Below are 26,418 nucleotides of genomic sequence, written 5' to 3'. Positions count from 1 at the left end.
GCTCCCGTTTCTTTATAATGAAATGTGAACGCTTTAATGGTTTGCTGGTTTTCATTCATCACTAAGGAGCGTGAACATGGAAAACAATCTAAATTGGGCAGGAAACTACCGGTACGGCGCCTCGGAGCTGCTTGTTCCCGAGACATTGGAGCAGCTGCGAGAAATGGTCGTCAACAGCGATCGCATTCGGGTACTCGGTACGCGGCATTCGTTTAACGGCATCGCCGATACCGCCGGAAGTCAACTCTCGCTGCAGAAGCTGAACCGCGTCGTGGCACTGGACCGCGAGAACGGCAGGGTGACCGTCGAAGCCGGCATCCGGTACGGAGAACTGGCCAGCTATTTGCATGACAACGGCTATGCATTGCACAACCTCGCGTCGCTGCCGCATATCACGGTGGCGGGCGCATGCGCGACGGCCACGCACGGCTCCGGCGACCGCCATGGCAATCTGTCGACGGCGGTTCATGCCCTCGAGATCGTCCAGGCGAACGGAGAGACGGTCGTCTTCTCCCGGGATCAAGAGGACGGCCTGCTGGATGGGGCGGTCGTCGGCTTAGGCGGCCTCGGCGTCGTGACGAAGATTACGCTGGACGTGGTTCCGGCCTTCGAGATGAGCCAGCGCGTGTACGAGAATCTGCCGTTGACGCAGCTGGAGCGGCATTTCGACGCCATCTTCTCCAGCGGTTACAGCGTCAGCCTGTTCACGGACTGGAAGCAGTCGGCCTTTAATCAGGTGTGGCAGAAGCGCCAGCTTCCGGACGGAGACGTTGCTTCCGCACAAGCGGAGCCCGACTTTTTCGGTACGGTCCCGGCGCCGGAGCATCGGCATCCGGTGCCTGGCCATACGGCGGAGAATTGCAGCGCGCAGCTCGGCATTCCGGGTCCGTGGCATGAGCGCATGCCGCATTTTCGGATGGACTTTACCCCGAGCGCCGGAGAGGAATTGCAGAGCGAATATTTCGTGCCGCGGTCGCAGGCTTACGAGGCGCTGCACGCCATTAACCAGCTGCGGGAGCGTATCGCGCCGCTGCTTTTTATTTCCGAAGTGCGCACGATCGCGGCGGACAAGCTGTGGATGAGCCCCTGCTACGGGCAGGATTCGGTCGCCATTCATTTCACGTGGAAGCCGGATTGGGAGGCCGTGCGGCAGGTATTGCCGGATATCGAAGCGCAGCTTGCGCCGTTCGGTGCCCGGCCGCATTGGGCCAAGCTGTTTACGATGCCGCCGGCCCGCGTCCAATCGCTGTACGCGAAGCTGCCCGAATTCCGGCGCCTGCTGCTGCAGTGCGATCCGGAAGGTAAATTCCGCAATGATTTCTTGAATACGTATATTATGGAGTAGGAAAGTGGGGCAGCCGCGCGTCGGCTGTCTTTTTCTTTGCCTTGGCAGGGAAACGGACTGCGAAGGGGAATACATCAGGCATCGGCTGCTTGAAGACGGCAATTTCAGCCGGAAGAATGCTCAGGAGGAGGCGGTTGAGGTGCGCGATGACCAGCCCGCATTCATTGAAATCGCAACGCCCGCCGCGCGCGCGAAACTGCGGATCGGACCCGACGAGCTGCGGTTCGAGCTTCCTTTTGCCCCGCAGTACTCGAGCCTCGTATACGTCGATCGGCTGACCGACCCGGTCTGGTTTACGCCCATGCAAATTCACGATTACTTCGAGCTGTGCTATATCTCGGAGGGCAGCGGGTGGTTCATTCTCGACGGCGCGAAGCATACCGCGAAAGCGGGGGACGTGTTCGTCACCAAGCCGCACGAGGTGCATTGCGGAGGCGCGTCCGGCCAAGGCCAGTTCACGATGTACTCGCTCGGCTTCCGCTTCCAGGAGCTGACTCCGCTCGAGAACGGCTATTATCTGCTCGGACAAAACCGCGTGGTCCGGGATTCTTCGGGGGCCATTACGCAGTGGTGCGAACGGCTTCTGCGGGAGTGCGAGCATGAAGCGCCGTACGGGCCGATTATGGCGAAGTCGGTTCTGACCGCGCTGCTGACGGATATTCTCCGCTGCTATGCGAGCAACGAGGCGGCTCGGGAGAATGCGTCCGATCCTATTCCGGCATATATCAAATCGGCGCTGTCGATCATTCATGCCCAAGCCGCGTCTCGCATTCCCGACGTCATCCGGCAGGCCGGCGTAAGCCGCGCCCATTTCGACCGCAATTTCAAACGGCTGCTCGGCGTCACGCCGGGCGGCTATCTGAGAAGGCTGCTGATGGATCGCGCCAAACGTTCGCTGCTCGAGACCGACCGCTCCGTCACGGAGATCGCCGAGCTGCTGGATTTCGAGTCGGTTCAAGCCTTCTGCCTGTTCTTCAAGCGCCAGTCCGGAACCAGCCCCCTGCAGTTCAGGCGCCAAGCTGCGCGCATTGCCGCGCCCGGCACCGAACAGGAGGAAGAATGTTAAAAACAACCGCGAAAACGACACTGCATTTCCGCATCGCGCCTTCTATAATGGTGGTAAAACCCGGCGGCAACGTCGGCAAAGGAGAGATACGATGCCGAGATATTTCAGCTCGGAAGCCGCTTTGCGGAAACTGAAGTCGCTGTTCTCGCTCGAGTACGATCTGGTCCGCCACGTGATCGGAATCGTTCCCCAGCTGCCCGAATACGCGGTGAAATGCCAGCTGGTCCGTCATCTTTACGAGGATTGGAAGCGCTGCCGCGCCCTGCGCGAGCGCATTCAGGATTTTGGGATTCCCCACCCGGACAAGCAGATCGACGCCAGTCGGACGAATCTCGTCCGGCATCTCCTGACCGCGCCCGACACGGCCTGCTTCGTCGGCGGTCTCTACCGCGTCATCAAGCGGGAACAGATCCGCGCTTACCGCGAATACGCCGAGACGACGCTGCGCCTGAACGACGCGCCTTCCGTGGAGGCCATCGAGGATCATTTGCCCGCGCTCGAGCGGCAGGTCGCCTGGGGGAAAACGTACCTGGAAGCCGGGCATGCCACGGTTGCGCAGGAGCGGGCGGCGGAAGCGTTCGAAGACGCGCTGCGCGATCATATTCGCAGCTTGGGCGGATTGTGTCACGAAGTTCTTCCCGAGCAGGCTGCCGGGGCAGAGGCGCCGCAGCCGTATCCGGATTATGCGGTTCCGGCGGAAATGCGGCTGGAGCCGGCGTTCAAATGGCGGAGCGCCAACCGGATGTATGATTCCATCCTGGGCGGCGGATTGGATAAAGAGGAGCATCCGGCCCACCATTCGTACACGCATTTTACCGAGCTGCCGATTATCGACCTGTGCGCGACGATCGTATACGACGGCCGCCACCTCGGCTTCGATTACGTATCCGATTTCGTTCGTCAAACCTGGGACGAATCGCGCCACTCCATGATGGGCTTTTCGCGTCTGGAGGCGATGGGCATCAGTCCCTATCTGGTGCCGATTCCGGTCGGCCATTATCAAGCCTACACCGCGCAGCCGCTGCTGGATCGGATCGCGGCGCTGACCCAGGTCGGGGAGGCGTGCTCGTTCGCGCCCAAGAAGCAGTGGACCGAGATGGCGATCGCGCAAGGCGACGTCTTAACGGCGTTGGAGCATGATTTCGATGTCGTCGACGAGAAGAACCATGTTAAATTCGGCGCGAAATGGATGAAGGTCTTGATCGCGCGGCAGAATGATGCGCGGCCGTTTAAAGAAATCGTCGCGGATGCCGAATGGAACGTGCGCCAGCTGATGAACGAGCTGCAGCGCGAGAAAGGCGAGAAATGGGAAGCGGAGCCGGGCGAACGGTTCGCCGGCTGCCAAGCCAGCGAATCCATGCTTAATTTGGCGCCATCCATCATTATTTCGTAAAGGCAGACAGCCAGCGCAGAGGCTGCTTCCGGCGACGCTTGCGGGCGCTGTCGGGAGCAGCTTCTTCGTCGTGCGGCCACCTCGGCAGGAGTAGCCGATTCGACTGGCGAATACTGGATCATTGAAGGGGAGGATTGGGATGGAAAAGATCAAAGCGGTGCTGTTTGATTTGGACAATACGATTCTCGACCGCACGCGCATGTTCGGGGGATTCGCGCACGCGTTCATCGATGCGCACTTCGGGCATGTCGCGGACAGGCAGGGGCTGCACGACCGTATCGTCGAGCTGGACAGGGACGGCTACAACCCGCGGGAGACGCTGTTCGCGGAGCTGCTGGACGAGCTGCCATGGGAGCGGAAGCCGTCTCTCGAGGAGCTGACTGCTTATTACTGGGGCGATTTTCTGAATCATGCGGCATTAATGGAGCGGGCACGGGAGGTGCTTGCGCACGCGCGGGCGAAGTACCGGACCGGCCTGATCACCAACGGCAAGATGAAGACCCAATACGGCAAAATCGATCGCCTGGGCATCCGGGATGCCTTCGAGGTGATCCTCGTATCGGAGGAGGCGGGCGTCAAGAAGCCCGACCCGCGGATTTTCGCGCTGGCGGCCGACCGGCTGGGGCTGCGCCCGGAAGAATGCTTGTTCATCGGCGACCATCCGGTGAACGACGTGGATGGAGCCGCCCGCTTTGGCATGGCAACGATCTGGCTGCGGTCAAGCCGGCCTTGGCCGGACGGCCTCGCGGCGGAGCCGATGCACACGATCGACCGGTTGGACGAGCTGCTGGCGCTGCTGTAAGGATAGGGCGGGGGCGAGTCGCTGGCGTCCTGTCCCGGGTTTTCCCGCATTGCTTCGCGGGCCGCACAGCGGTAAAGTAGAATAATGCGGCAAAACGAAGGAGAATCACACAGATGAAACAAAGCACCGAGAACCCGTTTATGCTTGGCGATGGCATAGCCTACGAACAGACGATGTTCGGGGTGCTGGGCATGCGCATTACCGAATGCACGCCGGACCGCGTCGTCGCCACGATGCCGGTCGGTCCGGCTTCCCGTCAATATTTCGGCGCGCTCCACGGCGGAGCGTCGGTCGCGCTCGCCGAGACCGTCGCAAGCGTGGGTACGTATAATTTGATCGACAAGGACAAGCAGGTCGCCGTAGGCATGGAGATCAACGCCAATCATATTCGTCCCAAGCGGGACGGCATCGTGACCGCCGTCGCGACGCCGCTGCACAAGGGGCGGACGACGATGGTCTGGGACATCAAGATCAGCGACGAGGAAGGACGGCTGGTCAGCGTCTCCCGCTGCACGGTCGGCATCGTTCCGAAGACCCGATAAAACGGACTGGATCACGATTCGTGATTTGCCTCGTGAACCCGGAATCTAATTATTTCAAGCCTATTTTCAAGAAATAAGGCGTCGCGGCAGTGATCGTTTACGTTGTTCAATAGGAAAAGGCAGAGGGGCCCCGCGATGGGGCCTCTCTGTTTTTCTTTTCGGACGGTTCGGGAAACGGGCGCGGACGCCGGACGAACAGTCAGATTTTTCCCTTGCATGGAGAACGTACATTCGGTGTATAATAGCGATATACGAACATACATTCGCTTTCCTGAGGGGGCACATCGATGTCGAGGCATATTTTCCTGATCGACGGACAGTCCTTCTACGCATCCGTGGAGAAGGCGGCCCATCCGGAGTACCGCGATATGCCGGTTGCCGTCGGAGATCCGACGAGGATGAACGGCATCGTGCTCGCGGCATGCCCCATTGCCAAGGCCAAGGGCGTGACTACGGCGTCGCGCGTCGGGGAGGCGATGGCCCGGTGCCCGGACCTCGTCGTGATCCGTCCCCGGATGGGGACCTACATTCAAGTTTCCTTATTGATTACCCGTATTTTCGAATCGTATACGGAGCGCGTGGAGCCGTACAGCATCGACGAGCAGTTTCTCGACGTGACGAATTCATTGGATTATTTCGACTATAGCCCAGAGCAGCTGGCCGCTTGCATCCAGCACGAGGTTCTGCTGTCGACGGGCGTCTGGTCGCGGGTCGGCATCGGCCCGACGAAGATTCTCGCCAAGATGGCGACCGACAATTACGCGAAGAAGAGCGAGGAGGGCGTCTACGAGCTCTCGTACGACAAGCTGGAATCCACGCTGTGGACGCTTCCCGTGCATCAGATGTTCATGGTCGCCTCCGCGATGACCCGGCATTTTACCCGCATGGGCCTGGCGAGCATCGGCGACATCGCCCGCATGGAGTTCGGCGAGTTCAAGCGGCGCATGCGGCGAGAGATGGGCAAGCAGAGCGACATCCAAGCGGGGTATTACTGGCAGACCGCCCGCGGGATCGATCCGAGCCCCGTGGAGCCCGGCATCCGGCGCCAGCTCAAGTCCGTCAGCCACGGCAAGGCCTTGCGCTGGAATCTGTACCGCGAGCTGAAGGATATCGAGGTCGTGCTGCTGGAGCTGGTCGTGGAGGTTTGCCAGCGGACGCGGCGCAACCGGTTCCTCGGCTCGGTCGTGTCGGTAGCCGCGGCGGAGACGGACGGCATCCGTTCCTGCTGGTTCAGCCGGCAGATGACGCTGCTGGAGCCGACATCCTTGACGCACGAGGTGGCGGCCGCCGCGCTGAAGCTGTTCAAGGAGCATTGGAACGGGCTGCCCATCAGCCGCCTCAGCATTGCCTTGTCGCAGCTGAGCGACGACAACGTTATTCAGCTCACGCTGTTCGAGGACCGGGCCCGCGCCTACCGGAAGGAGCGCGTCATAGACGCCCTGAAGGAGCGGTACGGGAGCACGGCCATCATGCGCGCCTCGTCGCTGCTGGAATCCGGCGTGGCGCGGGAAAGGGCGGAACAAATTGGAGGACACTACAAATGAGCAAGCTGGACGGCAACGAACGCTGGAAATCCAAAATGTTATTGACCGAGCACGTGGAGCGTTATGACCAGCAGCACGCGGCGGGCGGCGGACAAAGCCAAAGCCCGGCCGTCGATGAGCAGGCGCGCGCGCCCAGGGAGCGGAATCTCATTACGATGGAGGAGCGTACGATGCTTCGCGATTATATTCTGCTCCCGCATATGGAGAAGATGGTCCAGAAGAGCATCGCCGACGTGGAGAACACCACGAATATTTTGAAGCGCGCCTACCTGATGGCGGGGCAGACGATTCTCGACCGGGTCGTGCAGGACTTGTACGGCCTGCGGCGGGAGCTGAAGCAGCGGAACATTCGGATACTGAACGAGGAACAGTCGGAATTGGTCGTGTATCACCGCTACTATTGCCGGGGCTACGAGGACCGCTTCGGCATGACCCGCGACGTGATGCGCTCCGAGATCAGCGTCAAGCTGGCCCGGTACACGTCGGAGCTGGGGACGCTGCTGAAGGAAGGCCAGACGAGGCAGCCGAGATCCAAGTGACCGCCCCGCGTGTGATGACGTTCGTCTCTTCATGCCCGTGGCATCTGTCTTTGCTCGTGGCGTCTGTCTTCATGCTCGTGGCGTCTGTCTCCAGTGGCCTGGTCTTCAGCTACGTGTCGCCAGTTTTCTTTTTTGTCGCCAGCCTTCCAGCTCCAGCCTCAACCTGTTCGATAAGGCGCCTGCGGGCGTCTTTTTTTATGGCTTCCATATGAACATTCAATCATCCCATCGCGGCTTAAAGCACGGAGACAGGAAGACGGGGATTGAACATGAAGGAAGCGCCATGTAAGATTAGTCTTACAACCAGCAAGAAGAAAGGCGCATCATGTGGACCTATACCATCAATTTAGTTCGTGACTTATCCCCGGGCGTGAAGCGGTTCATTGCGACGGAGAGTTTATTCGGCATCGGAGCCGGCATATTCAGTCTGATTCTGAATTTGCATCTGCTGGACCTGGGCTACTCCAAGGCCTTCATCGGCCAGCTGACGTCGCTCGGCGCGTTGACAGTCGGTCTGACGAGCCTGCCGGCAGGCCTGATCGTCAGGCGCGTCGGACGCAAGCCGATGCTTGTTACCGGCATGCTGCTTGCATTCGCTTCCCTTATTCTGTTCGGCACCGGCACGACCGCGGCATCGTTGACCGCCGCGCAGCTGATCTGGTCGCTTGGCATCGCGGCGGTCGTTAATTCGGAAATCCAGCTTATATTCCAATATTGCCGCAGCAAGAAGGAAGAGACGAGCGCGTACTCGCTGCTATTCGCCGTATTTACGTTTTTCACCGGCGTTGGGACATGGCTGGCCGGCTATTTGCCGGACTGGATACCGGGACATACGACGTTGTATCAGTACGCGTTCTTCGTGGCCGGCGGCTGTCTCGCGCTCTCTGGCATCTTGCGCGGTCTGCTGCTTCCGTCCGTGCATGCGAGGGAGGAAATCGCCGCGGCCGGCGATGACGGAACGAAGACCGGCGAAGCCGAAGGGGGCTTGCCGGCAGGGAAGCCCAAGAAACGGCCGGCGATCGGTTTCCTGCTGCTGCTGTCGCTGCTGATATTCAGCTCCGGCTTTACGTTCGGGCTGCTGAGTCCGTTCCTGAACGTCATTTTGAAATTCCGGTTCGGCATGGAGGATGGCAGCATATCCGGCCTGCTGGCGCTGTCCGGTTTCTTCTTCTTCATCGGTTCCATCGCGATGCCGTACATCGTCGAGCGGTGGGGCGGCCGTCGGACGTTCGTTGTCTTGTTCCTCTACAATGCGCTTGTCGTGGCGCTAATGGCATTTGCGATGCCGGCCGCAGTCTTTGCCGTCTTGCTGCTCCTGCGCGGGACGGGCTTTACGATGCTGAACAACCTGACGGACAGCGAATGCATGTCGGCCGTTAATGAAGACGATCGTAATCTGTTCGCGGGCATGCGAACCGTATCCCGCAGCATCGGCAACACGGTTGCTTCCTATTGGGCGGGCTATATTTTGGCGGGCAACCATTATTCCCTGCCTTTCGTTCTGACGGCTGCCGCCGTAATCGCCGGCTATGTCGTCTATGCTTGGTTCGTGCAAGGTAAGCTGGATCGCAGCTTGCAAAGCCAGACTTAATGCAGCTGCGCGATTGTTCGTTCCTAAAGGAGTGATCGAAATGAATCGCAAAATTCCGCAGCAAATCACCCGTAGAGCGTTCTTAAGCACGACCGCCAAAGTGGTGATCGGTGCTGCAGGCCTCTTGGCCGGCTCCACGGGACTGTTCTATTATGGAGCCGTAACCCATCGGAAGGTTGGCGTTGAGGCACCGCCGAAGAGTATAGTAAGGCTTGGCAGGGTTGCGGATCTAAAGTTGCTTCAAGGCGTCGAGAGGATGAACTATGAAGCCGAATACGTTGACGCTTGGTATACGAAGCCGGTGAAGGACTTCGTTTATGTCACCATCGACGAGGCCGGCAAGCTGCTGATCCTGTCACCCGCGTGCTCCCACTTAGGGTGCTCGGTCGTGCCGGCGAAGGAAGCGCAGCAAGGCGGGAACGACGACATGTTCTTCTGGTGCCCCTGCCACGGCGCGGGCTTTGACAGCCAGGGCGGTGCGGTGTATGCGGTCACGCGGGGCTTGGATCGGTTCGAGCCCATCATCTCGGACGGAAGCGTTTATTTCGACATCATGAAGCCAATCATGGGAACGGAGAAAGCGTAGCTGCATGCGTTAGCGAACGCGCGGCAGAGCGGGCATCCGACAAAACAAGAAGGAGCAAGCGTCATGAATAGTAAAGAACGATTTTCTGACCGGGTGGATACGTACGTGAAATATCGGCCGAGCTATCCGAAGGCGGCCATCGATTATTTATACAGCCTCGTCGGCATGGATGCGGGTTCGACGGTGGCGGATATCGGCGCAGGAACGGGTATTTTCTCCCGGCTGCTGCTGGAACGCGGGAGCCGGGTCATCGCGGTGGAACCCAATAACGAGATGCGGACGGCCGCGGTCGAGGTGCTGACGGAGGAATCGAATTTTCTTGCCGTCGCGGGCTCGGCCGAGTGTACGACGCTGACGGAGCAGTCCGTCGACTATATCGTCTGCGCGCAGTCGTTCCACTGGTTCGACCGGGCGGCAGCGCAGAAAGAGTTCAATCGGATCCTGAAGCCGGACGGGAAGGCGGCGCTGATCTGGAATTCGCGTTTGACGGAGGGCACGCCGTTCAGGGAAGGCTACGACCGGCTGCTGAAGAACTATGCGACGGATTACGAACAGATGACGCATAAGAACATTTCGCCAACCGATCTGGCTTCCTTCTTCAAGGCGGGAGCCATGCGGGAAGAGCGCTTTTCCATGACGCAGGCGTTCGATTACGAAGGCTTGAAGGGGCGGCTGTTGTCTTCTTCCTACGCTCCGATGCCGGGCCATCCTAACCATGAGCCCATGATCGCGGCGCTTCGGCAGTTGTTCGACGAGACGAGCGAGGACGGGACGATTGCGTTCGATTACGAGACGGAAGTCTATTGGGGCGAAGTATAGGCCGCTCGGGGACGGTACATCCGCAGCGCAGGCAACAGTCCGGACATTTAGCAGATTAGCTGCAAAGAGGGGGCGATGATGCCATGACGCAAATCTGGTTCGATCCCGGTGCCCTGACCGTCAGCGGCGGATCGGAATCCATTGCTTTGCTCGCCAAAGAATACGCGTTGCTGCAATTTCTGTATGCACGCCCTGGTCAGGTCTTCTCGCGAGAGCAACTGCTGGATCACGTGTGGCCCGGGCAATATCCGGACGAGCGAACCGTGGACGACCATATTTACCGCCTGCGGAAGAAGCTCGCCCGCTTTCCGCAGCTCGCCATCGCAACGTTGCGCGGCAGCGGCTATGTCCTGAAGCTGACGGGCGCTCCGGCAGCGCCGAATCCGTCCGTGAGGGACACGGAGATGCATTCGACCGTCCAAGGCCTGTTCCGAAAATACCATCTCTACGGTCAGGGCCAATCCATGCTGACGCTGGCCGCGCAGCGGGACGTGCTGGGCATCGAGGTAGATGCCTTCTACGACGCGTATATGCGGTTCATCCAAGGCGATTTGGATTGGTTCCTGCATACGGACGAAGCGCCGGCAGGGGACAGGCTGTATTGGGTGCTGCTCTATGCCGCCTATCTGGCGGAGCCGAACGAAAGCCTGGCGCTCTTCGAGCGGGTGCTTGAGCTGAATCTGCTTCCTCCGGACCAAAGCCGGGAGCTGTATATACTGAATATCATCGACTTATATGCGGATACCGGGCAATTCGAGCGTGCGGAGGAGCGGCTTCGCATCGCGCGCGACACCGTGGAGCGGGAGAATCTCACGAGCTTCAAGATGGCTGTGGCGATTGCGGAGCTGTACGTGCAGACGGCCAAAGGCGACTTGGTCGAAGCGGAGCGCGGCATGGCGAACGTGGAGGAGGTGCTGAGGGAAGCGCCGTATTTGCGGGAGATCGCGCGGTATCAGCTTGTGCGTGCGATGTTCGAGCTGCGCGCCGGACGGCACAAGGATGCTTTGCAGGCCGTCGACCATGGGATGCATATCCTCCGTCAGGCGCAGAACGTGCCGCTGGCGCTGATGTCGCTCCGGCAGCTGCTGCGCTGTCTGGACCGCGTAATCGGCGCGGCTCCACGCAATGCCAAGCTGGCCGCGCTGAAGAATAAGCTGACGGCACAATGGGATGCCCTTATCCGGGAGCACGGCTTTGACCGGCTTCATGGGGGGATGATGGCGTGGCTCGCTCGTGCTGTAGGCTGACCTGAATAGCGCACGTCATATCTTGATCTTCATTACGTCACCTTGGTCTTCATAACATCACGCTAGTCTTCATTACCTCATCCTTATAACACAATGCTGGACTTCGTTACGAATGTTTTGATTGAAGCAGTACCTGTACGTTCGGTCTGACAGTCCTCTGATAAATCTCCTTTAGACTGAATCCTGGCAAGCTTACAGCTGAAGTCGAAAAGGAGAGCTCGGAGGATGCAGCAAACGGAACCGTCTGCCCGATTAACGAAAACGAAGCTTGAAAATACGAGACTATGGCGGAACCGCGCGTTCTCGCGTATGTTCGCCGCCTATGCGGGGGCGGCGACAGGCGAGTGGTTCGATGCCATCGCCGTGCAGGTTTTAATCGCCTACCGCTGGGGAGCCGGTCCCCTTGAACTGGCCTGGATCCCCGTCGTTATGGCGCTTCCGGGTCTATTGCTCGGAACGCTGGCGGGGATGGCCGCGGACCGGCTGCCGCGAATCAAGCTGATGCTGATTTGCGACGCGTTCACGGCAGCCGTCACGGTGGCGCTGCTGGCCGCGCCAAGCTTGGCCTGGCTCTTGCCCATGCTCGCCATGCGTGCCGCTGCTGCCGCGTTTATCGGGCCGGCCCAACAGGCCGCGACGCGGAGGGCCGTGCCGGAAGATCGCTTGCTGCAGGCGACCGCCTGGAACGGGATGGTGCAGCAGGGCGCCAAAATCGTCGGTCCGCTCGCGGGCGCGGCCGTTCTCGCGGCCTTGTCGCCAAGCGCCTGCATCCTGCTGCATGCGGCGACGAGGCTGCTGTCGGCGGGCTTGCTATGGACGGTCCGAGCCGAGGAACGGCGGTCGACTTCGCCGGAGCTGCCGATAATCCGGCTGTCGGCGGCCGACGAATGGCGAGAAGGCTTGCGGGTCATCGTACGGACCAAAGCAGTGCTGCATGCGCTGATCTTCGGATTCATCGGGCTGACCGCGATCCTAACCGTGGACTACCAGTTCGCGACGCTGATGCGCGAAATCGCGCCCGGCCGGCCGTCGCTGCTTGGCTGGCTCATGGCCGCGATCGGTTCGGGATCCGTTGCCGTCATGCTGTCGTTGAACAAGCGGAAGCAATTGAATTACGGTGCGGGGCTTGGCGGCGGATTCATCGGGCTCGGAGCGGCGCTTGCGGGACTCGGCATGCTGCACAAGGATGCTCCGACTGTTTGGGTGCTTGTGCTCGGGCTGGCCTTGGGCATCGGCAACGGCGCGTATATCACGACGAAGATTTACATGCTGCAGCGCGAAATTCCGTCGTCGTTCATCGGCCGCGTCTTCGGCGTCGAGCAAGCGCTGGGGAGCTTGGTCATGCTTGGCGCGCCGCTTGCGGGCGGCGTGCTGATAGAAGCCTTTGGCCCTGGCCCGGTGTTCGCCGGCTTCGGCTGGGCGACGGCGGCCATCGGCGCCGTCGGATTGATTTTCGCGCCGGCGTTGTGGGGACGAGCAGATGCCGTAGATGCGCGATCAAAGGTATCACATACCGTGTGAGATTAAGAGGAAGGGGCTGCGGCTCCTTCCTTTTTGCGTCGGGGATCACGCCGGATTCTTTCTTCCAAACGCGAATATTTCAATCCATAGACTAATAAATTTGGGTATGACTTTTAAACGTGAAGGAAGTGTGGCCATGAGGGGATATCGATGGAAGCAGTGGCGCAAACGTATCCTCTGGCTGCTCGTGATCGGCCTTGTGATCTGGTACGTGGCTACCGGCGGGCCGACGGTCGTGTCGGTGGCGGTGAGCATTCTCAGCCTGCTGCTGCAGCTGCTGTTCGCTATGATGTTCATGATCGTCCAGTTCGTCGCGCTCTTCTGGTTCCTGGCCAGGGGACGAACGTATTGGGTGCTGCCCGGGGAGACGGGCGCCACGTGGGACGATTATCGGGGCAATCCCGAGATCGTGGACAACGCGAAACGGATCGTGACGCTGCTGCGGGGCGTGAAGGATTTCAAGGAAATGGGCGGCGAGGCGATCCGGGGCTTTCTGTTGTGCGGTCCGCCGGGTACCGGGAAGTCGTATCTCGCGCAGGTCATCGCCAACGAGGCGCAGGTGCCGTTCGCCTATGCTTCGGCGCCGAGCTTCCAGAACATGTTCTTCGGCGTCGGCAACATGAAGGTCATGCGGCTGTACAAGAAAGCGCGCAACCTGGCGAACGTGTACGGAGCCTGCATTATTTTCATCGACGAAATCGATGCGATCGGCATGAAGCGAAACGGCGGCGGCGGAGGCATGATGGGCATGATGGGCATGGGCGGCGGTTCGGGGCTGCTCAACGAGCTGCTGCTGCAGATGGATCCGCCCAATCTCGACAATGGCAAAATCGCGAAAATGCTCCGTTCGATGGGGCTGCGGCGCAAGAAGGCGGAGCGTCCGGCCGTGCTGACCGTGGCGGCGACGAACTTGCCCGATGTGCTGGACTCGGCGCTGCTGCGGCCGGGACGGTTCGATCGGCAGCTTTGGGTCGATTCGCCCGATTATGACGGACGCGTCGATATTTTCCAATACTATTTGAAGAAGGTCAAGGCGGACGAGACGCTGACGCCGGAGAAGGCCGCGCTCGATACGATCGGCTACAGCCCGGCGCAGATCAAGCACATCGTGAACGAATCGGTCGTCATCGCCCATCAGCGGGGAGCCCCGCAGGCGAGTTACCTGGACTTCCGCGTCGCGATGGAAACGTACGAGTGGGGACTCAAGCAGCCGCTGCGTTCCATGAGCGAAGATGAGAAACGCAACGTCGCTTACCATGAGGCGGGCCATGCGGTCGCGCAATATTTGCTCAAGCCGCATGAGCGGGTTTGGAAGGTGACGATCATTCGTCGCGGCAGCGCGCTCGGCCTGGCGGCGACGAAGCCGACGCATGAGCGGTATAACCGAAGCGACAGCGAGATGCTGGCTGCCATTCAGGTCTGCTTGGCCGCCCGGGCGGTCGAGGAGGAGTTTCTCGGAAAGAAGCTGAACGGCGTGACCTCCGATTTGCAGCAGGCGACCAACATGGCTGGCGCGTATCTCGGCGCAGTCGGGATGGGCGACGAGCTGTTCAGCTTCCTCGCGGCGGGCTCGCATCAGGAGGCGCTGAAGTCGCTGCGGCCGAAGATCAACGAGCTGTTGAAGGACCAAATGCAGCAGGTGAAGAAGCTGGTGAGGGATCATGCTGAATTCGTGCACATCATCGCCGATGAGCTGCTGAAGCAAGGCGATCTGACGGGCGAGCAGATCGAAGGAATCTATCTGTCCATCTATGGGCGCACGCGGCCGGACCCGCCGAAAGTGATGACGCAGGCGGATAAGGATACGGAGCAGGCGAGGGCCAAGGCCGAAGCGATGGCGGATACGGAGCCGGAGGCCGAAGGGACGGCGGAGGCCAAGGAATCGGGCGAGACGGGATCCGAAGCGGTAGAAGCCAAGGAGTCGGGCGAGGCCGAAGAGGCTCAAGATGAAGCTCAAGATAAAGCTCAAGATGAAGCGCAAGATGACGAAGACGATGACGCGGACCTTGGCGACAAAGGTTTGGATGGCGATCGAGGGAAGGATTAGATGCAGGCAGGCTGCGGCGCATACGACCGCGCGAGTAAGAACCCGCTAATTCAGCGGGTTCTTTGCCGTACGGAACAGCCCAGTCCAATTGGCCGCTGGGGATGAACAGCCAAAGCCGAAGCATTTTGCGTGACATTCGGAGATGCGGTACAGGAGGATCGGTATGTCAGGAATCAAGAACATAAGCTGCATTTGGATCGGATGCCTGGCACTGGCTGTCGCTTTGTCAGGCTGCGCGAACGGCGATGGGAATCCTCAGGAATCAGCGGCGGATAATGGACAGGCAGCTGTCGGTCAGGGAGAATCGAACGATGCGAAGCCGCCGGCAGGGCAGGTTGAGCTGATCGTCTCGGCTGCGGCCAGCATGACGGATGCGCTGGGCGCAATCAAGAAGAATTACGAGGCGGCCCGCGGCAACGTCGCGATTCGGTACAACTTCGCCGCATCGGGAACGCTGCAGAAGCAGATCGAGCAGGGTGCGCCTGCCGATTTGTTCTTGTCGGCCTCTCCGAAGAATATGGAGACGCTGCTCGATAAAGGCTTGATCGATTCCGGGCATGAAGGCGAGCTGCTCTCGAACGAGCTCGTCGTCGTCGTTCCGGCGGGAGCGCAGGCGCGCATCGGCGAATTGGCCGACCTGACCGCGGCAAGCGTGAACCGGCTGGCCATGGGTATTCCGGAGAGCGTACCGGCAGGCGTTTACGCCAAGGAAGCGCTTAGCGCAGCCAAGCTGTGGGACACCTTGCAAGCCAAGACCGTTCAGGGCAAGGATGTCCGGCAGGTGCTTCAATACGTGGAAACCGGTAACGCGGATGCGGGCTTCGTCTATAAGACGGACGCGCTGACCTCGAAGAAGGTCAGCATCGCCTTCGTCGTCGATCCCGCGTCGCATGCGCCGATTCTATACCCTGCCGGCGTCGTGAAGGGAACTAAGCATAGCAAGGAAGCGAAGGATTTCTACGCTTATTTGCGATCGCCAGAGGCTATGCAGGTGTTTGAATCCTACGGCTTCGTCGCCGCGAAATAAACAGCCGTCCCTTATGCAAAAGAAACCCGTTCTCCCAGGCGGGTCTCTTTGCGCGCGGTCGTTCAAATCGTTCGAAGCATGCAGCATGACCGGCAAACGCTTGTCAGCGTTTAAAAACCTTCTCCGCGGCCGGGCTTCCGCTCATTTCGCTCTTGCCTCCGACATAAACATACGTATGATCCTCAGTGAGCCGGCTTCATTCACGGCATCGCGATTTCTGCCTCCGAATGTCTAGATCCTTCATCACGATTGTGCGGCTTCGCTTGAAATCCCAACCTGTGCTTTCGCCTCGGAAACATATGGAAGCGCTTACGGTTCTCAACCAGAACCATACATAGATGAAATGAGGATGAGGCGTAAGCCGAGAGGAGTGTGACCTTCCGCAGTAAACGCACCGATTACGTTAGTAAGTGAAGGGAGATGGACAATTGGACCGTTCTGTTTATCTTGTGAAAGGGGTCAAATGGATGCTTGCCGGCGCGCTTGCTTTTGCGCTGACCATCGTCGCCGCGAGCCGCGCGAACGCCGACGGCACGGGGACTTTCGAGATCGGGAGCTACTGGCAGCCGCCCAAGTATATCGGTGCGGACTATAACACGAACGCGAACTGGGCGAATATGGCCGCGGCGAAAATCGACATGGCTACCGCCATTCGGGTACCTGCCGGCACGAATCTGGATAAAGCCGCCAACGAGACCGGCATTGCCAATAGCTCGGCGAATAACGTGAAGCTGCTCGTCACGGATTCCGGCATTTATGGCCATTCGGTCCATTCGACGACCGAAATTGCGGCATTGCAGGCAGCGGTAACGCCATATGCCTCCGATTCGCGCGTCGAAGGCATGAATCTGAAAGACGAACCGATGACCCATGAATTACTCGGCTACGCAAACGCCTATAAAGCGATTAAAGCGGTCGACCCGGATTTGGACGTTTACGTGAACTTATTGCCGGCCGTAGTCGGTACGAATCCCTATCCGGGCAAGCTGTTCTATGCCAATTCGACCGCGCAAGGATTCGGAAGTTACATTGGACCGAGCGCGCCGATCGGACAGACGATCACGATCCCGGCGAACATCAGCTATCTGGACGGCGTCGTTTTCTATATCGATTCGCTCCAATGGGCCGCCAATGAAACGCTGACGTTAAAGCTGTGGAACGGTCCCGCGAAGACGACGTTGATCGGGCAAGGAAGCATTGCCGGCAACGGCAGCGGCAACGCATGGGAGTACTACAAGTATTTTTCGCTTGGGAAAACGGTGACGCCGGGGGCCGCGTATTACCTCGAACTCGTCCACAACGGCGGCGGCGACAACTCCGTCGGCTGGGCGGTACGGTCCAACGCGGACACCTATGCCGGCGGGCAGGCTTACGAGAACGGGGTTGCGAAAGCCTACGACTTCAACTTCCAGTTATATACGGAACGAACGAACGGCGGTACTCCTTTCGAAAACTATCTCGACGACTGGCTGCAATACAGCGGTGCCGACACCTTGCTCTACGATAATTATCCGTTCCGGACCACCGGAGACGACGCCGGGTATTTCGACCGGATGGAATCGGTACGCGGCAGGGGACTTGCGAACGACGTCATTTACGGCGCATTCCTGCAGAGCGTGGAAATTCCGGGGGCTTACCGCAATACCAGCTTGAACGAGAAACGCATGAATGTATATTCCTACTTGGCTTACGGATTCAAAAAATTGAACTGGTTCACCTATTGGACGCCGGATGCGGCCGGAGGAGAAACGTTCCAGAACGCGCCGGTCAGCGCCTCGGGCGGGCTGCAAGCGGGGTATACGCAGATCCAAACCTTGAATACGGAAATGCGCAATCTGGGCGGGACGTTAAAAGATCTCGTGTCCGTACGCGTCTATCACTCGGGTTCCTCCATTCCGTCCAAGACGATCGCCGTTCCCGACGATTTCTTCGTGAAACCGAGCGACTTGACCCAGCCGATGATCGAAGGGTATTTTACGAACGCGAGCGGGCACAAGTATGTCATGCTGACGAACCGCGATTACGCGAACGCAAGAACGCTTGCCTTCCAATTCAGTCCGAAACCGGCCTCGCTCACGGAAATATCCAAGTCGACAGGGCTTGAGGTCGGCGTACCTGGATACAATGCGGCTACCGGCGTATTGAGCTTGACGCTGAATCAAGGCGAAGGCAGATTGTTCGCGCTGCCGGCAGGATTTTCACCCTATGCCAACCTTGCCGCGGAAGCTGCCGTGTCGGCCACGAGCTCCTACGAGAGCACGGCCGACGACGGATGGGGCGCAGCGAAGGTTCACGACGACAATCGAGGCTCCGGTACGGTCAACGGCGTGATTTCCTCCGGGTGGAGCAGCAAAAGCAACTTGGGCGCCAACCATGCCGAGTCGATCACCTTCGATCTTGGCGCATCGAAAACGGTCGGCGAAGTCGTCCTGTTCCCGCGGGGAGGCGGGGGCGCGTTCTATCCGGTCGACTTCACGATTCAAGTCGCGGCGAATGCCGGCGGTCCTTGGACCACGGTGGCCGCGAAGACGGGACAGCCGCAAGCGTCTGCAGCCCAATGGATCCCGTTCGCGCCTGTATCGGCCAGGTACGTGAAGGTCGAAGGCACGAACCTGAGGCAGACCTCCGGTCAGTACCGGATGCAGTTCGCCGAAGTCGAGATCTATGCGGCGCCGAATTTGGCGAAGGGAGCGACATTGACTGCCAGCAGTTCGGCTGAAGGTGAAGGCTGGGGCTTGGCCAAGGCGAACGATCATATCCGGAACGGTGTTCCCGGATCGAATGGCTGGTCGAGCAGCTCGAGCCTGAACGCGAATCACACGGAATCGGTGACGTTGAATTTGCAGGCGACGAGGTCGGTGAATAAAGTCGATCTCTATCCGCGGAACGACAACGGCAACGTCGGCGCCGGCTTTCCGGTCAATTTCACGATTCAAGTAGCGAAGAATGCCGGGGGTCCGTGGACAACGGTCGTCACGCAGACCGGATACGCGCAGCCGAGCGGAACCGTGCAAAGCTTCTCCTTTGCCGCGCAAACCGCGCGTTACGTGAAGATCGAAGGAACGAGCCTTCGTCAGATCGCGGCGGAAGCGGGAACGCCGTACCGGATGCAATTCTCGGAAATCGAAGCGTATGGCGGCTTGGGCACGAGCATTCCGCTCGCGAATGCCGGTTTCGAGTCGCCGGGCATCTCCGGCTTTCAGTACGGTCCGTTCACGAACGGCTGGAACTTCGCCGGCACATCCGGTATTCAGCACAATGGCAGCGCGTTCGGGGCAGCGTCGGCTCCGGAGGGCGTGCAAAGCGCGCTCGTCCAGAACGACGGGGAATTCAGCCAAACGGTGAATTTTATCGCCGGCACGTATGCCGTCACGTTCAAAGCCGCCAAACGTCCGACGGGCGGCACACAAATCTTCAACGTGTATTACGACGCGACGCTGATCGGCACGTTCTCGCCGACGTCGACCGGGTTCTCTTCTTTCACGACGAACAGTTTCGTTGCGACGGCCGGCAGTCATACGATTAAATTCGCGGGCACGGTGCTGGGCGATACGACGGATTTCGTGGATGACGTGCAGATTAATTAACGTTGGCGCGATGGCCGGCACGTACGGCTCGGAAGCAAAGAAGCCGCCCTGATGGGTGGCTTCTTTGCTTGCGGCCGCATGTTTTTATCCTTCTTATGCATATGCGGGTTCTCGCTGCGCTCGTAATCGGATGAGTTCCATTTTCTGTATCCCTGCAGGCAAGCGCTGTGATACGATTGGGGCAATGTTTGCATATTTGCATAAAGGTGGCACTTAGCGATGGATGAATACTCCAGCATCATGGGCATTCCGGTTCCGAAGCTGACGATGGCGGAAACGGTGGCAAAGGTTGAAGGCGTTATTGCGGGGAAGAAACAGGCGTTGTTCCATATCGTCACGTTGAACCCGGAGATCGCGATGGCTTGCCGGCACGACCGGCAGCTGCGCGGCATCGTCGACGAGGCGGACCTGCTTACGGCGGACGGCATCGGCATCGTGATGGTGTCCCGCTTGCGGAAGGATCCGCTTCCCGAGCGGGTAACCGGCTGCGATCTGCTCTTCGAGCTGCTGGAAGCCGGCAATCGCGAGCGGTGGTCGTTCTACTTGCTTGGTGCAAGCGAGGAGACCAGCAGACGCGCGGTCGATGTTATCGAAGCCCGCTATCCACGGGCGAAAGTGGTCGGCAGGCAGCATGGCTTCTTCGATCCTGCGGAGGATAAGCGAATCGTAGCGGACATCGCGGCGAAGAGGCCTGATGTGCTCGTCGTCGCGCTAGGCGCCCCGAAAGCGGAACGCTGGATCCACGCCTACCGGGACCAGCTGCAGGCGTTGGTCGCCGTCGGCGTAGGCGGCAGCCTGGATATCGTGGCCGGAACCGTCCGGCGCGCGCCGCGGATCTGGCAGCGGCTTCACGCCGAGTGGCTCTTCCGGCTGCTCAACCAGCCGTCGCGCTGGCGCCGCCAGCTGATTTTGCCCAGGTTCGCGCTGAAGGCATTGCTCTACAGGGAGCGCGGCGGATTGTCCTAATCTCGTCATGTATGGAATTCGATGGGTTTTGCATGCTAGTAAAAGCAGCGTTCATTCAAATGATAACGAGGCAGCCTGCGGGGCTGCTTCTTTATTTTGGATTCGGGAATCTATGCCATTCGAATTTTATTGCGCTTGCAATGAACTTTTTACGCTCCTGTATGCTCTTAGCTATGAAAGGGGAGAGAACCTGATGGTAAGCCGTCTTGTCAGACAAGCCAAAAAAGGAAATAAGGATGCATTGCTGCAACTCATCATGGCCGACCGGGACGCTTATTATCGCCTTGCCTACTCCTACATGGGGAACGAGCATGACGCGATGGATGCGATGGAGGATATGATCGTCACGCTTTATGAGAAGATCGAGCAATTGCAGAAGGGGGAAGCGTTCTACAGCTGGAGCAAAACCATTCTCGTCAATCGATGCAAAGCGCTGCTTCGCAAGAACGGGAAGTTTCAACCGCTGGATGAGGAGCTTGAAGCGACGGCGCCGACGTTAACGGAAGAAAATCCGTACCGCAGCACGGAATCCGAGATGGATATGCACATGCTGCTCGCTCACTTGAACGCGCAGCAGCGGGAAGCGATCGAGCTTCGTTACGTGCACGACTTTCCGTATCAGACGATTGCAGACATGACTGGCGTACCGCTTGGCACGATCAAGTCGCGCATTTCGCTCGGCATGCGGAAATTGAAGGATTTTATCGGAGGTGAGCGCAATGAATACCATTGAAGAGAAGTTCAATCGGCATAAACAAAATCTGAATCAGATCAAAGCGCCTAGCGAGATGGAGGATCGGCTGCGCCAAGCGCTGTATCGCGCTCCGGCCAAGAAGCGCAAACGGAATCGGGCTTTGACCTGGAGCCTGTCGGCGGCCGCGGCGCTGCTGCTCTTCGTCCTCGTGTATCAGTACCCGGCCTTCGCTTATTACGGGGGCAAGCTGCTCAATCGGAACGATCTGTACTCGCTTAGCTTCGCCGAAGTCGCCGAGCAGGGATACGGGCAAACCATCGGCAAAAGCAAGACGCTCAAGGACGGTACCGTCCTTACCATAACCGGCGTAATCGCGGACGATAATGCTTTTCTGATGTATTATACCATTGATCTCCCGGAGGGCCAGACGTTTGCGGTCGGTGCCTCAAGCCGGTATGACATCTTCAAAGTAAAAGGATTTCTGACGGATTCAGATTCGACGGAGGGCGGCAGCAGTTACAATCAGAATCGGACCCAGCTGCGGGGCATTCAAAAATTCGAGCCCGTCAGCCCGTTCTCGCGGACGTTAACCGCCGAATTCAGCGAGTGGCTGGAAGTCGGCAAGAAAGCGACCTATCCGATTTCGTTCAAATTCCAAGCGAATAAGGCGATGAAGAGCATCCTTCGCGCAGATATCGCGAAATCCGTGCCCGTAGACGAAGGGGTGGTGAGTTATGATTCGATCACGGCTTCGCCGACTTCAACGGTGATTAAAGGGCACTACGAAATGGACAATGGCGAACCTCCGAGATATCCGGGCACGATGAAGCTCCTGGTGAATGGAGTCGAAGTGAATTCCTGGGGAATGAGGTCAAGCGGATCGCACGAACAAGGGATTACGAATTTCGAGCTCGATTACGACGTGCTGCCGACCGACAAGATCGAAACGATGGATATCGTACTTGAGAGCTTTACAGGGTACCAGAAAGTGACGGAGCCGATTCCGCTTACGAAGCCTTCAGATCGATCGATCCGGATCAACACGGAGAAGGTATTCGTTCGAAGCGTGACCAAGACCGCGTCCGGCTACGATATCGATATCGCAAGGGCGCAGTTTACGCAGTTCGACACCGACCAGTTATTCGTGCAAGCCGGAGGCAAGCGAGTTCCGATCGCTTCGGTTTCACAGGCGCGTCCATGGGATCTGGGCAACAATAACGTGTTCTGGGAGCAGACGTATACCGTGAAGACGACGGATAAACCGGAGTTTCTGCTGCTGCAAGGCTTTCACTACATTAAGCCTTATCGCGAGACGATAGAAATTCCGGTCGACGCCAAGAAATAGAACGTTTCAGGGATGCGGCACGATAGACGGATAACGAAAGGTACATGGCAAGAGTGGCATGGCTGTCGATGCGCGACAAGGTAGGCTTATACGCAAGCAACGGCGGCCGGTCATTGACCGGCCGCCGTTGCTATGGGGGGCTGTGGGACGCCGATTGACTGCTATTCGGCTACCCGCACATAGACCCGTTCGCCATGTTTCTCCACCGTTACCGGCGCTTCGAAGAAATCGCTCAGCCCGTCCGTCGTCAGCACGTCTTCCGTTCGTCCGCTGCGGACGATTTCGCCGCCTCGGATGAGAAGCGCATGCGTGAAGGCCGGCAAGATCTCTTCCGTGTGATGGGTGACGTAGATCAACGTCGGCGCATCCGGGCTTTCCGCCAAGTCGCGAATGCTGGCAAGCAGCCGCTCGCGGGAGAAGAGATCCAAGCCGTTGCAAGGCTCGTCCAGAATGAGAATGCGCGGCTTGGCCATCAGCGCGCGGGCGATGAGCAGCTTCTGCTTCTCGCCCTGCGAGCAGGTGCGGAACTCGCGGTCCCACAGGTGAGCGCAGCCAAGCGTTTCCATTAGTGAGCGGGCTAGATCTAGATCCTCCTCGGAGACGAGATCATATAGCCCGATCGTCGCATGCTTGCCGCTGATGACGATGTGCTGGGTCCGGTCCGAGGCGTACAGCTTCTCCTGCAAGGACGTGCTGACCCAGCCGATTTCCTTGCGCAGCGCCCGCAGGTCGACCTCGCCGAACCGATGTCCGAGTACGCTGACGGAGCCTTCCGATGGCCAAAAGTAGCCGTTCACCAGATTGAGGAGCGTCGTTTTGCCGGAGCCGTTCAGCCCGAGCAGCGCCCAATGCTCGCCGGGAGCGACCTGCCAGCTTACATCCTTCAGCAGCGTCAATTGCTCGCGGCGCCAGGTCACGTGTTGAATGTCGATCATCATAGAATTCCGTAAATCTCCTTTCGTGAAGCCAGCTTTCCTGCATGCGGTAACCAACCAATTCCCTCTATTGTACGCCCGAAGGCGCGTTTACTCAATCGTTCAAGCCGCGTCCGAGCCTCGCATCAGCTTGGATTCGCGCGGCAGCAGGAAGGCGAAGAGGCCTAGAAGGGGCAGGAAAGAGCAAAGGCCGATGACGAAATCGCCGCCTGCCTTGTCCATGAGCAAGCCCAGCAGAACGGAGCCGAGTCCCGCCATGCCAAAAGCGAGGCCGAAGAACAAGCCCGACACCGTGCCGACATGGCGCGGCATCAACTCCTGCGCGTAGACGATGATGACGGAGAAACCGGACATCAGGAAGAGTCCGATCGCGCAGCAGAGCAGCAGGGCGGCGCCAGGGCCCACGTATGGCAGCAGCAGTGAGAACGGTGCCGTGCCGGCGATGGAGATCCAGATCATCGTCTTGCGTCCGAAGCGGTCGGCCAGCGGCCCGCCGAGCAAGGTGCCGATCATGCCGGCAAATTGCAGCGCGAACAAGCAGATTTGCGCGCGGGACAAGGGCAAATGATAATGGTCCATGAAATAGAACGAATAAAAGCCTGTCATGCCGGCGATATATACGAATTTGGAGAAAAGCAGGGCAATCAAGAGCGCCATCGTGCCGGCGATGAACAGCTTGGTATGCGGTGAATGGTCCTGTGCGCCTGCTGCGGCAGTCTTCTTCTTGGCCGGCGCTGCGGCCAGCTGCTCCGCGTACCAGCGTCCGATGACGACCTGGACCGCGATGCCGAGCACGGCCGCGATCGTAAACCACAGGAACCCGAGCTGTCCATGCGGCATCAGCACGAACGCGACAAGCAGCGGAGCCAGCGCCTGGCCGGTGTTGCCGCCGACCTGGAAGACCGACTGCGCCATGCCGCGCCCGCGGCCGGCGGCCATCCGCGCGACGCGGGAAGATTCCGGATGCAGCACGGACGAGCCGATGCCGATCAGCATGGCGGCGGCAAGCAGCATCCATAGCGAGCTCGCATAGGCGAAGCCGAGCACGCCGGCGAGCGAGAAGACCATGCCGAGCGGCAGCAGATTCGGCATCGGCCGGCGGTCGGACAGGTAGCCGATGAACGGCTGCAGCAGCGAGGCGGTAATATTGAGCATGAACGCGACCCAGCCGATTTGGGTGAACGTCAGATGGAGCGAGGATTGAAACAGCGGGAAAGCGGAAGGCACGGCTGTCTGCATCGCGTCGTTGAGCAGATGGGCGAAGCTGACGCCGAGCAGCATCAGCGTGGCCGGATTGCGCGCTGCCGTTAATGCGGTGGATGGTATCATGGGTCATAACCCCTTTCGTCATTTTCTAAATTGTAGCGGAAGCGCGGATACGAGTCGCTAGCGAAAAGTGCTGCGAGCGGAGCAATTTTTGCTATAATAGGTGCAGGTGAAGACAGATGGAGATGAAAGCAGAGACGGAATGGATCGAGCTATGGCAGGGCAGCGGAGACTTCAAGAACGTTCCGCATAAGCACGATCAATGGATGCAGGTCACGATGCCGATCCAAGGGACCTGCCACTTTACACAGGAAAATCGCGGTTTCGCGCTGAACCAGGGCAGCGGGCTCATTCAGCCTCCGGGCACGGACCATCATTTTCATATCGGGGAGCGGACGTCCGTCATTATATTGAAGGTGCGCGAACGCGGAGTGGGCGGAATGGAAAGTATCATGCCGCATTTCGAGGCCGGAGCGCGGCATGACGTGAGGCAGGCATTCGACACGGACGATCTGATCGGCCGTTTCCGACATTGGATGCTGGCGCTGCTGCAAAGCCAGGCTCTGGCGGATCCGCTCGCCGTGCAGGAAGTGGAGGATGACGTCCTGGCCTATATCGGCGGACTGGTTGGCGTCGGTTCGGAAGGCGCGCTTCGGATTGCTCCGCCGAGGGGGGTAACCGACCCGCATCTGCGGCGGGCGCTCGCCTTCATGCATGAATGCTACGAGAAGACGGTGAGCGTCGACGAATTGGCCGGCATCGCGCTGCAAAGCCGCTTTCATTTCATTCGCTCCTTCCGTGCGGCAACCGGTACGACGCCGTACCAGTATTTGCTGAAGCTGCGCATGGAAGAAGCGATGAACCGGCTTCGCCGCACGGAAGCGACCATCGGACAGATCAGCGAGGAGCTCGGCTTTTCCAGCGCGAGCCAGTTTCATCGGGTTTTTCTGAAAATGAACGGCGTCACGCCGCAGGCGTTCCGTCAGCATTGACGCTATTGAAACGAAAAAGACCAACAAACCCGGGGATTGGGATTCCGGGTTGTTGGTCTTTTCCATGCAGGTGCTGCCTCTGCATGCCGTCGAGCAAATGGAAGGCTGTTGTTGGAGCGATCTGGACACAACTGAAGAAATCCAACTAAGCAAAAATGAACTGAAGAAAACGAACTGTTCAATACGAACTCATCAATACGAACTGATCAAAATGAACAGAAGAAAACATTCTTGCGAGCTTCAGTCGGCCGCTCAGCGGATGAAAAGCTACCAGCAGCAGCTTTTGGGCTGGCTCACCAACCGCAACAAATGGCCCAAAGCTGCCATATGGCAGCTTTCCGGCGTCTAATGGCCAGTTAGAGCTCCGAAAGCTGCTATCGAGCAGCTTTCGGAGTACATTACCACAACAGATGGACCAAATTCTGTCATATGGCACAATTTCGGCGTCCCATGACCACTCAAAGCTCCGAAAGCTGCAATTTAGCAGCTTTTTGGCTCTGGCACCGATGCCGGCACACTACGCATTGCCAGGTAAGCAGCAGAGCTAGAACAACATGAGCAAGA

The 26,418-nt window shown here is 59.0% G+C and carries 22 protein-coding genes; 20 read left to right on the top strand and 2 right to left on the bottom strand.

The window, feature by feature from the left end:
• The first annotated feature begins 76 nt into the window (after positions 1 to 76).
• The 18 genes from AC0YNU_RS08195 to AC0YNU_RS08110 all read left to right on the top strand — a co-directional run bounded on the left by AC0YNU_RS08195 (position 77) and on the right by AC0YNU_RS08110 (position 22,661).
• Positions 77 to 1,345, top strand: coding sequence for an FAD-binding protein (locus AC0YNU_RS08195; RefSeq protein ID WP_475755103.1), 1,269 nt, complete (start codon positions 77 to 79; stop codon positions 1,343 to 1,345).
• Between the two features lie 139 nt (positions 1,346 to 1,484).
• The gene (locus tag AC0YNU_RS08190) at positions 1,485 to 2,411 is read left to right on the top strand and encodes an AraC family transcriptional regulator (protein ID WP_475755101.1); all 927 of its coding nucleotides are present in this window, start codon (positions 1,485 to 1,487) and stop codon (positions 2,409 to 2,411) included.
• 91 nt (positions 2,412 to 2,502) lie between these two features.
• Complete coding sequence (locus AC0YNU_RS08185) at positions 2,503 to 3,804, top strand: DUF455 family protein (protein ID WP_475755099.1); 1,302 nt, start codon at positions 2,503 to 2,505, stop codon at positions 3,802 to 3,804.
• Between the two features lie 139 nt (positions 3,805 to 3,943).
• The gene (locus tag AC0YNU_RS08180) at positions 3,944 to 4,606 is read left to right on the top strand and encodes an HAD family hydrolase (RefSeq protein WP_475755097.1); all 663 of its coding nucleotides are present in this window, start codon (positions 3,944 to 3,946) and stop codon (positions 4,604 to 4,606) included.
• 113 nt (positions 4,607 to 4,719) lie between these two features.
• Positions 4,720 to 5,148, top strand: coding sequence for a hotdog fold thioesterase (locus AC0YNU_RS08175; RefSeq protein WP_475755095.1), 429 nt, complete (start codon positions 4,720 to 4,722; stop codon positions 5,146 to 5,148).
• A gap of 287 nt (positions 5,149 to 5,435) precedes the next feature.
• Positions 5,436 to 6,692 carry a DNA polymerase IV gene (locus tag AC0YNU_RS08170; RefSeq protein ID WP_475755093.1) on the top strand — a complete coding sequence of 419 codons (1,257 nt, stop codon included), beginning with the start codon at positions 5,436 to 5,438 and terminating at the stop codon, positions 6,690 to 6,692.
• Entirely contained in the window at positions 6,689 to 7,231 is a 543-nt protein-coding gene (locus tag AC0YNU_RS08165; protein ID WP_475755092.1) for a YhjD family protein, read from the top strand. The genes AC0YNU_RS08170 and AC0YNU_RS08165 overlap by 4 nt, the downstream gene beginning before the upstream one ends.
• Positions 7,232 to 7,556: 325 nt before the next feature.
• Entirely contained in the window at positions 7,557 to 8,822 is a 1,266-nt protein-coding gene (locus AC0YNU_RS08160; RefSeq protein WP_475755091.1) for an MFS transporter, read from the top strand.
• Between the two features lie 40 nt (positions 8,823 to 8,862).
• Positions 8,863 to 9,408, top strand: coding sequence for a QcrA and Rieske domain-containing protein (locus AC0YNU_RS08155; RefSeq protein WP_475755090.1), 546 nt, complete (start codon positions 8,863 to 8,865; stop codon positions 9,406 to 9,408).
• Between the two features lie 63 nt (positions 9,409 to 9,471).
• Positions 9,472 to 10,227, top strand: coding sequence for a class I SAM-dependent methyltransferase (locus tag AC0YNU_RS08150; RefSeq protein WP_475755089.1), 756 nt, complete (start codon positions 9,472 to 9,474; stop codon positions 10,225 to 10,227).
• Positions 10,228 to 10,310: 83 nt separating this feature from the next.
• Positions 10,311 to 11,474, top strand: a complete 1,164-nt coding sequence (locus AC0YNU_RS08145; protein WP_475755088.1) for a winged helix-turn-helix domain-containing protein — start codon at positions 10,311 to 10,313, stop codon at positions 11,472 to 11,474.
• Positions 11,475 to 11,699: 225 nt separating this feature from the next.
• A complete protein-coding gene (locus AC0YNU_RS08140) occupies positions 11,700 to 12,995 on the top strand; it encodes an MFS transporter (protein WP_475755085.1) in 1,296 nt (431 codons plus the stop codon).
• A 136-nt stretch (positions 12,996 to 13,131) separates the two neighbouring features.
• Positions 13,132 to 15,042, top strand: a complete 1,911-nt coding sequence (locus AC0YNU_RS08135) for an AAA family ATPase (protein WP_475755083.1) — start codon at positions 13,132 to 13,134, stop codon at positions 15,040 to 15,042.
• A gap of 163 nt (positions 15,043 to 15,205) precedes the next feature.
• Entirely contained in the window at positions 15,206 to 16,069 is an 864-nt protein-coding gene (gene modA / locus AC0YNU_RS08130; protein ID WP_475755081.1) for a molybdate ABC transporter substrate-binding protein, read from the top strand.
• Positions 16,070 to 16,497: 428 nt separating this feature from the next.
• The gene (locus tag AC0YNU_RS08125; protein WP_475755079.1) at positions 16,498 to 19,656 is read left to right on the top strand and encodes a discoidin domain-containing protein; all 3,159 of its coding nucleotides are present in this window, start codon (positions 16,498 to 16,500) and stop codon (positions 19,654 to 19,656) included.
• A 219-nt stretch (positions 19,657 to 19,875) separates the two neighbouring features.
• The gene (locus tag AC0YNU_RS08120) at positions 19,876 to 20,622 is read left to right on the top strand and encodes a WecB/TagA/CpsF family glycosyltransferase (protein WP_475755077.1); all 747 of its coding nucleotides are present in this window, start codon (positions 19,876 to 19,878) and stop codon (positions 20,620 to 20,622) included.
• Between the two features lie 190 nt (positions 20,623 to 20,812).
• On the top strand, positions 20,813 to 21,355 hold the full coding sequence (locus tag AC0YNU_RS08115; RefSeq protein ID WP_475756220.1) for an RNA polymerase sigma factor: 543 nt from the start codon (positions 20,813 to 20,815) through the stop codon (positions 21,353 to 21,355).
• A complete protein-coding gene (locus tag AC0YNU_RS08110; RefSeq protein ID WP_475755075.1) occupies positions 21,342 to 22,661 on the top strand; it encodes a DUF4179 domain-containing protein in 1,320 nt (439 codons plus the stop codon). The genes AC0YNU_RS08115 and AC0YNU_RS08110 overlap by 14 nt, the downstream gene beginning before the upstream one ends.
• A 161-nt stretch (positions 22,662 to 22,822) precedes the next feature.
• Here the strand turns inward: AC0YNU_RS08110 and AC0YNU_RS08105 are convergent, their stop codons facing one another.
• Together AC0YNU_RS08105 and AC0YNU_RS08100 are read right to left on the bottom strand one after the other, a co-directional pair.
• Complete coding sequence (locus tag AC0YNU_RS08105) at positions 22,823 to 23,599, bottom strand: ABC transporter ATP-binding protein (protein ID WP_475755073.1); 777 nt, start codon at positions 23,597 to 23,599, stop codon at positions 22,823 to 22,825.
• 99 nt (positions 23,600 to 23,698) lie between these two features.
• Positions 23,699 to 24,925, bottom strand: coding sequence for an MFS transporter (locus AC0YNU_RS08100; RefSeq protein WP_475755071.1), 1,227 nt, complete (start codon positions 24,923 to 24,925; stop codon positions 23,699 to 23,701).
• A gap of 116 nt (positions 24,926 to 25,041) precedes the next feature.
• On the opposite strand from AC0YNU_RS08100, the gene AC0YNU_RS08095 reads away from it, so the two are divergent.
• Both AC0YNU_RS08095 and AC0YNU_RS08090 read left to right on the top strand, forming a co-directional pair.
• Positions 25,042 to 25,854, top strand: coding sequence for a helix-turn-helix domain-containing protein (locus tag AC0YNU_RS08095; RefSeq protein WP_475755069.1), 813 nt, complete (start codon positions 25,042 to 25,044; stop codon positions 25,852 to 25,854).
• 52 nt (positions 25,855 to 25,906) lie between these two features.
• Positions 25,907 to 26,203, top strand: coding sequence for a hypothetical protein (locus AC0YNU_RS08090; protein WP_475755067.1), 297 nt, complete (start codon positions 25,907 to 25,909; stop codon positions 26,201 to 26,203).
• Positions 26,204 to 26,418 lie beyond the last annotated feature (215 nt).

The sequence above is a fragment of the Paenibacillus sp. J31P316 genome, assembly GCF_056269105.1.
The sequence above is the reverse complement of the archived record's forward strand: the minus strand, read 5'-3'. Positions and strand labels throughout refer to the sequence as shown.

Coding starts and splice junctions, on each gene's coding strand:
- AC0YNU_RS08195 (WP_475755103.1), top strand. CDS start 77: ATGGAAAACAATCTAAATTGGGCAGGAAACTACCGGTACGGCGCCTCG.
- AC0YNU_RS08185 (WP_475755099.1), top strand. CDS start 2,503: ATGCCGAGATATTTCAGCTCGGAAGCCGCTTTGCGGAAACTGAAGTCG.
- AC0YNU_RS08180 (WP_475755097.1), top strand. CDS start 3,944: ATGGAAAAGATCAAAGCGGTGCTGTTTGATTTGGACAATACGATTCTC.
- AC0YNU_RS08175 (WP_475755095.1), top strand. CDS start 4,720: ATGAAACAAAGCACCGAGAACCCGTTTATGCTTGGCGATGGCATAGCC.
- AC0YNU_RS08170 (WP_475755093.1), top strand. CDS start 5,436: ATGTCGAGGCATATTTTCCTGATCGACGGACAGTCCTTCTACGCATCC.
- AC0YNU_RS08165 (WP_475755092.1), top strand. CDS start 6,689: ATGAGCAAGCTGGACGGCAACGAACGCTGGAAATCCAAAATGTTATTG.
- AC0YNU_RS08160 (WP_475755091.1), top strand. CDS start 7,557: ATGTGGACCTATACCATCAATTTAGTTCGTGACTTATCCCCGGGCGTG.
- AC0YNU_RS08155 (WP_475755090.1), top strand. CDS start 8,863: ATGAATCGCAAAATTCCGCAGCAAATCACCCGTAGAGCGTTCTTAAGC.
- AC0YNU_RS08150 (WP_475755089.1), top strand. CDS start 9,472: ATGAATAGTAAAGAACGATTTTCTGACCGGGTGGATACGTACGTGAAA.
- AC0YNU_RS08145 (WP_475755088.1), top strand. CDS start 10,311: ATGACGCAAATCTGGTTCGATCCCGGTGCCCTGACCGTCAGCGGCGGA.
- AC0YNU_RS08140 (WP_475755085.1), top strand. CDS start 11,700: ATGCAGCAAACGGAACCGTCTGCCCGATTAACGAAAACGAAGCTTGAA.
- AC0YNU_RS08135 (WP_475755083.1), top strand. CDS start 13,132: ATGAGGGGATATCGATGGAAGCAGTGGCGCAAACGTATCCTCTGGCTG.
- modA (WP_475755081.1), top strand. CDS start 15,206: ATGTCAGGAATCAAGAACATAAGCTGCATTTGGATCGGATGCCTGGCA.
- AC0YNU_RS08120 (WP_475755077.1), top strand. CDS start 19,876: ATGGATGAATACTCCAGCATCATGGGCATTCCGGTTCCGAAGCTGACG.
- AC0YNU_RS08110 (WP_475755075.1), top strand. CDS start 21,342: ATGAATACCATTGAAGAGAAGTTCAATCGGCATAAACAAAATCTGAAT.
- AC0YNU_RS08105 (WP_475755073.1), bottom strand. CDS start 23,599: ATGATGATCGACATTCAACACGTGACCTGGCGCCGCGAGCAATTGACG.
- AC0YNU_RS08100 (WP_475755071.1), bottom strand. CDS start 24,925: ATGATACCATCCACCGCATTAACGGCAGCGCGCAATCCGGCCACGCTG.
- AC0YNU_RS08095 (WP_475755069.1), top strand. CDS start 25,042: ATGGAGATGAAAGCAGAGACGGAATGGATCGAGCTATGGCAGGGCAGC.